We start from the raw sequence: 7,061 nt of genomic DNA, 5'->3' as shown, positions 1-7,061 counted from the left end.
CGTTCACCCTGCCAGTATTTAGATGACTGGCTCACTGAGCAACATCAGGAAAAACAGGCGGCATAAAAGCCACCTGTTGGGAGACGAAAAATCGAGGGAAGCTCATAAGCGAAAAATCATACTTAAAAAATGTTCTAAAAGAAATATTTGACGAAAAATCCAAGAAAGCTGCGCGACATCGCCTACAGGTAAGGGATGAAGATGAAGTATGAGGCGCGCCCCAAAAACCGTATGTGCGTGGTGAACTTGCGAGTTGCCTGATTAATCACGCTAAGTCAAGCCTGCGCCGAACATCGTGACCCACATGGTCGCAGATAGTCGTTAGGACTATCGCCAGTCTGCTTATCAATGAGCCTCCTTGCGACCTAGAGTTACTAATCGCTTGCGGTGTTGTGCAAAAAATATTTCATTGAAAAATTAAACGAAAAAATGTTTCTATCTGTTGCATTCGTGAATACAATAGCTTTCAGCGGTAATAAAAACACGATAAATGGAGAAGAGACATGATTGATGTGGCAGTCGTCGGCGCCGGCCGTATTGGCAAGATCCATGCGGCAAACCTGGTGCGGCAATCCGGCACCCATCTGAAATATGTCAGCGATATCAACCTGCAGGCCGCGCAGGAACTAGCGACTCTGCACGGAGCGCAGGTTGCCGAGATTGACCGGATATTGGCCGATCCCAGCATCGGCGCAGTGTTGATTGCGTCCAGCACCGATACGCATGCCGATCTGATCATGCGGGCTGCTGCTGCCGGTAAGGCGATTTTTTGCGAAAAGCCTGTCGATCTGACTCTGCAGCGTGCTCAGGCATGCGCCGAGGCCGTCAAGGCTGCCGGCGTGACTTGCATGATCGGCTTCCAGCGTCGTTTTGACCCCACATTTGCCGCCGTCAAGCGGCGCCTCGCCGCCGGCGAAATCGGCGATCCTGAAATGTTGATAGTCACCAGCCGCGATCCCGGCGCACCGCCGGTGCCCTACATCAAGAGTTCCGGTGGAATTTTCAAGGATATGCTGATCCACGATTTCGATATCTTCCGGTGGATATTGGACGACGAGGCGGTGAGTATTTCTGCAACCGGAAGTTGTCTGACCGATCCTGTCATCGCCGCAGCCGACGATATCGATAGTGCCGCCGTCACCATCCGTACCCGTCGCGGGCGTTTGTGCCAGATCAATACCAGTCGCCGTGCCGCCTACGGTTACGACCAGCGCTTCGAGGTCCTGGGCAGCAACGGCATGCTGCAAGCGGGAAACCACAGGCCGACAGAAGTGACCGCCTCGACCGCCGGCAATGTCAGCTACGATCTGCCCGAACAGTTCTTCCTGGAGCGCTACCGGGCGGCCTATGCAATAGAGGTCGCGCATTTCTTCGATGCGGTAGTCAATCGGATTGCGGTACTTACCAGCATCGAAGACGGCGTCAAAGCGCTGGAGTTGGCCGAAGCAGCCACGTTGTCATGGCGTCAAAACCGCACTGTTGAGCTGGCAAAATGAGCAGCTCTGGAATGCGTTCGCCGACACTGAGAGTTGGTATCGTCGGGTTGGGTCGGTTGGGGCGACGTCATGCGGAAAATCTGATGACGCGGGTCGCTGGAGCGACACTGGTGGCAGCTTGCAGTCCGTTGCCGGCCGAACTGGAGTGGGCGCGTGATACGCTGGCGCTGCCGCATCTGTATAGCGATTACGCAGCGTTGCTGGCCCATGAAGGACTCGATGCCGTATTCCTGGTGACGCCGACCTCGCTACATCCGCAACAAATCATTCAGGCCCTGCAAGCCGGCAAGCACGTTTTTTGCGAAAAGCCGCTGTCACTGGATCTGAAAGATTGCCTTCGTGTGAGTGCGGAGGCTGCGCGCCATCCGCAATTAAAATTGATGATAGGTTTTGTCAGGCGCTTCGATGCCAGCTATCGGGATGCCTACAACAAGATACAGCAGGGCGCGATCGGCTCGCCCTTCATGGTGTACTCGCAAACATGCGATCAGTACGATCCGGATGGCTTTTTCGTCAAATTTGCGGCCACCAGCGGTGGTATCTTCCTCGATTGCAGTGTGCACGATATTGACCTTGCGCGCTGGCTGCTGGGCAATCCGCAAGCGGTACGGGTTTACGCCAGCGGCACCAGGGCAATGCATCGGGATCTGCAGCAATTTCAGGATGTCGATAATGGTGTTGCCATTTGTGAGTTCGATAACGGCAGTATCGCAACTTTCTATGCCTCTCGCACCACGCGGCACGGGCATGACACCATGACAGAAATCACGGGAACCGCAGGGCGGCTGACCGTGGGCGCCAATCCGCGCAGCAATCGTGTGGAAATTGCTGATATTCACGGTGTGCGCAACGAGTGCCTGCCGAGCTTCTTTGAACGTTTTGAAGAGGCTTTCCTGATAGAAGTCAGTTCTTTTGTCGATGCGATACGGCACGACAAAAAACTGGATTTGACGTTAGTCGATGCCACGGAGGCGACCCGCATTGGCATTGCCTTACGTGAATCACTGCTTTCCAGGCAATCAGTATTGCTATGACCAGCAAGGCTCGCTGCCAACACAGCTTGGTGGGCAGCGGCCTGGCGCGTAGTGTGAAAAAAATGATGCGTTGAGCTATCGGATGTCAGCTATGCTACTTGCCGCATTATTCATCGTAGCCGTCCATCGGGATGGTTTCTTCGACATTCAATTCCAGCCGATAAGCCAGTGCGATAAATAGCGCCTGACACAGGCACATTGCATTGGTCAGTGAGCGGAATGCAAGCGCGCTGCCTTCCTTGACTGTCAATAGTACTGACGCGTGCCGCGCCAGCGGGCTGAGCTGGCTGTCGGTGATGACCAGCGACTTTGCCTGGTGATGTTGAGCCAGCCTGACGCAAGCTTGGGTTTCCTTGCCGTATGGTGTGAAACTGATGGCGATCATCACGTCGCTCTTGCCGATGCTGCGGATCTGCTCACGGATCATGCCGCCCAGGCCGGAGACGTGATGAACCCGTTTGTTAGTGTGTTGCAGCGCATATACGATGTAACTGGCAATCGGGAAGGAGCGACGCACACCGATGACGTAAATGTTTTCCGCTTTCTGCAATAGTTTGACTGCTGCATCAAACTGCATGTCATCCATGCCGCTCAACAGTTCGTCCAGACCGCTACGACTGGCATCAATGAATTCGCGCGCTACTGCTCCGCTGGTAAGCGGCGTTTGTTTGGCATCGATCAGTCTGCGGATTCGCTGCTGATAGTTTTGCGAGGGGATCGCCTGAGAGGTGTAGGCATCGCGAAAAATTGCCTGCATTTCGCTGAAGCCACTGAAACCGAACTGCTTGGCAAAGCGCACGATGGCTGACGGCTGCACATTGCAAGTTTCGGCAATGTCGCTGATCCGCATCAGCATCAGGCTGCCGCGATGCTGTTCGATGTACTTAGCAATGATCTTCAACTGGCGCGAAAGCGTGGCGTATTGCTCGGCTATCTGGCGCATCAACTGATCGACAGTCGGTGTATCTGCCATGACATTCTTTCCGGTATGAATCGTATGGCAATTATAAAGATATTTTCACACATGGAAATAAAATTCCAAATTAAAAATTAATTGAAAAAATATTTGTACATTGAGCGCGCTTGTTCTATTGTTGAGTGCCGATGACGATCTCGGTACCGGGCTATCAGCCTGAACTGCAGTGAATAAAACAACAACGGAGACAAACTATGCAGCGACTCAAAACCAAGGTCCGGGGGCATTCCCTGATCAAGGCATTGATGGTGGCGACACTGGCGATGACTTTCAGTGCAATCAATCCAAGCTATGCCGCGAATGAAAAATTTGTTTTAATCAGCCACGCGCCTGATTCCGATTCCTGGTGGAATGCAATAAAAAATGCGGTCAAACAGGCTGCCGAAGATTTTAATGTGACCGTCGATTATCGCAATCCGCCGAATGGCGACCTGGCAGACATGTCGCGCCTCATCGAGCAAGCCGCTGCCCGTCACTATGACGGCGTAATCGTTAGCATTGCCGATTTCAGCGTCCTAAAAAAAGCCATGGAAAACGTCACCGCCAAGAAAATCCCGCTGGCGACGATCAATTCCGGCACCCAGAAGCAAAGTGAGGAACTCGGTGCGATCATGCATGTGGGCCAGCCGGAATACGACGCTGGCCATGGTGCCGGCGAAAAAGCCAAAGCGGCTGGCATCAAGTCATTCCTGTGCGTGAATCATTATGCGACCAATCCTTCCTCTTTCGAGCGGTGCCGCGGCTTTGCCGATGCAATTGGCGTTGACTACAAGAAGTCTACCCTTGACGCGGGCCGCGATCCGACCAGCATCGAGAGCAAGGTTAGCGCGTATTTGCGTAACAATCCAGATACTCAGGCAGTCTTGGCGCTTGGCCCGGACTCGGCATCCCCGAGTCTGCGCGCGCTGCGAAAAATGGGCCTGAAAGGCAAGATGTGGTTTGCAACCTTCGATCTTTCCGAAGAAGTCGCCAAGGGCATCAAGGACGGTTCCGTCCGGTTCGCAATCGATCAGCAACCCTATTTACAGGGCTATATTCCCGTGGCTGTGCTGGCGATCATGACGCAAGATAAAATCACCGATGTCGCAGCCATCCAGGCCAGGCTCAAGGCCAATCCGAAATTTCAGGCAAGACTGGCCGAATACGGCCTCGCACCCATCTATGGCCCGCGTTACATCAGCTCCGGCCCTGGCTACATTACTGAGGACAATCTCGATAAAGTGTTGAAATACGCTGACCAATATCGCTGATTCTGGCTGTCCATCGAGACCAAAGCACTAGATGTAAAGCGCATCACCTTGCTGTCCGTACTTCGCTGCGGGCAGCCTGCGACTTTACCCCATGGAGGCACCACGCCAGGGCCTGATCTTGCCCATAGCGCTCCACCAGTTTCCGCAATAAGCCGCTCATTTGATGTTCGATCATGTTCTGCAGGGTGCGAGAGAACGTCCGGTCAATGGCCATTACAAGCAGGAGATACAGGCATGAATTCAAGCAGTGCGCAGGTTGACAAACCAGGTTCCCAGAAACACATCGCGCAACAAAATGGCGCCTTGGAAGATGAGCGCATACGCAACGAAGGTCCGTTGAAGCGTTTCTTGGGGCGTCCGGAGTTTGCCTCGCTGGCAGGAGCGATTCTGGTATTTATCATATTCGGCATTGCCGCCGGCGATTCCGGCATGTTCAATTTGGATGGCGTGGTCAACTGGATGCAGGTGGCAGCCTATCTCGGCCTTATTTCGATCGGAGCCTGCGTGTTGATGATCGCCGGTGAGTTTGACTTGTCGATTGGCTCGATGGTGGGCTTTGCCGGCATGATGGTGGCGATCCCAACCGTTTATTTTCAATGGCCGTTCTGGTTAGCCGTAATTTTCGCCTTCGCCGGATCGATGGCACTGGGCTATATCAACGGCTATCTGGTGGTGAAAACCCGTCTGCCTTCGTTTATTGTCACGCTGGCCTTCATGTTCATCCTGCGCGGCTTGACGCTGGCGCTGTCGATCATGTTTGCCGACAGGACCATCGTAAGTGGTGTCGGCGAGTTCGCGGCCAATGATTGGCTCGGAAGCTGGTTGTTCACCGGCAATTTCGCCAGCGGCCTGTTCCATTGGATGGCAAGCCAGGGATGGATTGCTGCCGCAGAGGGTGGCAAGCCACTGGTTGCCGGTATTCCCAAGGTCATCGTCTGGTGGGCAGTGCTGGCTCTGGCCGCGAGTTTCGTATTGGCCCGGACCCGTTTTGGCAATTGGATTTTTGCCGTCGGCGGCGATGCTAATGCCGCCATGAACGTCGGTGTGCCGGTCAAGCGTGTGAAAACCTCCTTGTTTGTGTTCACCGCATTTTGCGCCTGTTTGTTTGCCGTGCTGCAGGTGTCCGACGTCGGCTCTGCTGCTGCCGACCGCGGTTTGCAGAAGGAGTTCGAGGCGATCATCGCTGCGGTCATCGGTGGCGCTTTGCTGACGGGCGGTTATGGTTCGGTGATCGGGGCCTGTTTCGGCGCGCTGATCTTCGGTGTAGTGCAGATTGGCATCACTTACACCAATCTCAATTCGGACTGGTTCCGAGTGTTTCTTGGCGTGATGTTACTGGTCGCTGTGCTGTTCAATAACTATGTCCGTCGCCGCGTGACGGAGGCGAGGTAATCATGAGTGACATCATTCTGGCATTGGAAAACGTCAACAAGTATTTCGGTTCCGTGATTGCGTTGCAGGACGTCACACTGCGCCTGAAAAAAGGCGAAGTGCATTGTCTGCTGGGAGACAACGGTGCCGGTAAGTCGACTTTGATCAAGACGCTGGCTGGGGTGCATAAACCGTCCGAAGGACAATATCTGGTCGACGGCAAAGCCGTCTCGTTCAATTCGCCGAAAGAGGCTTTGGATGTCGGCGTCGCGACTGTCTACCAGGACCTGGCGCTGGTGCCATTGCTGTCTGTGGCACGCAATTTTTTCATGGGACGTGAACCCACCAAAAAGGTCTTTGGCATTACCGTCATGGACACCAGCTATGCCGCCGAAACTGCGCGATCCAAGCTGGCTGAAATGGGCATCATGGTGCGCGATCCGCATCACGCCATCGGCACCATGTCCGGCGGCGAGAAGCAATGCCTGGCGATTGCCCGCGCAATTCACTTCGGGGCCCGCGTGTTGATTCTCGATGAGCCGACCGCGGCACTTGGCGTGAAGCAGTCCTTCAATGTACTGAAGCTGATCCACAAGGCGCGCGAGCGGGGTATTTCAGTGATTTTCATCACGCACAACGTACATCATGCATATCCGATAGGCGATTCCTTTACTTTACTGAATCGCGGCAAATCGATGGGTACCTTCACCAAGGACAATATTTCCAAGGATGAGGTGCTGGACATGATGGCAGGCGGCGCGGAAATGCAGGCGCTGATGAATCAGTTGGAAGGTATTCGGGTTTAGGCTAAGAGACGGTTTCATAAAGGCTGCGATGCCTGCTGAAGTTTGCTCCAGCAGATCAGACTGCAGCCAAGTTTAAGGAATGCTTGATGAATATCAGCGCGACGTTCGAAACGAATGCGAAGACGACG

The 7,061-nt window shown here is 54.0% G+C and carries 6 protein-coding genes and 1 pseudogene; 5 read left to right on the top strand and 2 right to left on the bottom strand.

The features are described from left to right. Positions 1 to 503: 503 nt before the first annotated feature. Positions 504 to 1,496 carry an inositol 2-dehydrogenase gene (iolG, locus tag ACIQ0R_RS10035; RefSeq protein ID WP_395826754.1) on the top strand — a complete coding sequence of 331 codons (993 nt, stop codon included), beginning with the start codon at positions 504 to 506 and terminating at the stop codon, positions 1,494 to 1,496. Further along, entirely contained in the window at positions 1,493 to 2,530 is a 1,038-nt protein-coding gene (locus tag ACIQ0R_RS10030; protein ID WP_395826751.1) for a Gfo/Idh/MocA family oxidoreductase, read from the top strand. The genes iolG and ACIQ0R_RS10030 overlap by 4 nt, the downstream gene beginning before the upstream one ends. A gap of 106 nt (positions 2,531 to 2,636) precedes the next feature. Here the strand turns inward: ACIQ0R_RS10030 and ACIQ0R_RS10025 are convergent, their stop codons facing one another. After that, on the bottom strand, positions 2,637 to 3,503 hold the full coding sequence (locus ACIQ0R_RS10025; protein ID WP_395826748.1) for a MurR/RpiR family transcriptional regulator: 867 nt from the start codon (positions 3,501 to 3,503) through the stop codon (positions 2,637 to 2,639). A 197-nt stretch (positions 3,504 to 3,700) separates the two neighbouring features. On the opposite strand from ACIQ0R_RS10025, the gene ACIQ0R_RS10020 reads away from it, so the two are divergent. The 3 genes from ACIQ0R_RS10020 to ACIQ0R_RS10010 all read left to right on the top strand — a co-directional run bounded on the left by ACIQ0R_RS10020 (position 3,701) and on the right by ACIQ0R_RS10010 (position 6,933). Then, a complete protein-coding gene (locus ACIQ0R_RS10020; RefSeq protein ID WP_395826746.1) occupies positions 3,701 to 4,756 on the top strand; it encodes a sugar ABC transporter substrate-binding protein in 1,056 nt (351 codons plus the stop codon). A gap of 234 nt (positions 4,757 to 4,990) precedes the next feature. After that, positions 4,991 to 6,148: an ABC transporter permease gene (locus ACIQ0R_RS10015; protein WP_395826743.1), complete on the top strand. Its 1,158-nt coding sequence runs from the start codon at positions 4,991 to 4,993 to the stop codon at positions 6,146 to 6,148. Between the two features lie 2 nt (positions 6,149 to 6,150). Then, positions 6,151 to 6,933, top strand: coding sequence for an ATP-binding cassette domain-containing protein (locus tag ACIQ0R_RS10010; protein ID WP_395826741.1), 783 nt, complete (start codon positions 6,151 to 6,153; stop codon positions 6,931 to 6,933). Positions 6,934 to 6,947: 14 nt separating this feature from the next. Here ACIQ0R_RS10010 and ACIQ0R_RS10005 read toward each other — a convergent pair. After that, positions 6,948 to 7,061: pseudogene (locus ACIQ0R_RS10005) on the bottom strand (IS5/IS1182 family transposase); the annotation flags it as partial.

Origin of the sequence: Collimonas sp. (assembly GCF_044339385.1) — a bacterium.
Taxonomy (GTDB): domain Bacteria; phylum Pseudomonadota; class Gammaproteobacteria; order Burkholderiales; family Burkholderiaceae_D; genus Collimonas.
Note: the sequence above shows the minus strand (reverse complement) of the source record. Positions and strands in the feature narration are given on the sequence as shown.

What these genes read in the sequence shown, in the direction of transcription:
- iolG (WP_395826754.1), top strand. Translation starts at nt 504, where the DNA reads ATGATTGATGTGGCAGTCGTCGGCGCCGGCCGTATTGGCAAGATCCAT.
- ACIQ0R_RS10020 (WP_395826746.1), top strand. Translation starts at nt 3,701, where the DNA reads ATGCAGCGACTCAAAACCAAGGTCCGGGGGCATTCCCTGATCAAGGCA.
- ACIQ0R_RS10030 (WP_395826751.1), top strand. Translation starts at nt 1,493, where the DNA reads ATGAGCAGCTCTGGAATGCGTTCGCCGACACTGAGAGTTGGTATCGTC.
- ACIQ0R_RS10015 (WP_395826743.1), top strand. Translation starts at nt 4,991, where the DNA reads ATGAATTCAAGCAGTGCGCAGGTTGACAAACCAGGTTCCCAGAAACAC.
- ACIQ0R_RS10010 (WP_395826741.1), top strand. Translation starts at nt 6,151, where the DNA reads ATGAGTGACATCATTCTGGCATTGGAAAACGTCAACAAGTATTTCGGT.
- ACIQ0R_RS10025 (WP_395826748.1), bottom strand. Translation starts at nt 3,503, where the DNA reads ATGGCAGATACACCGACTGTCGATCAGTTGATGCGCCAGATAGCCGAG.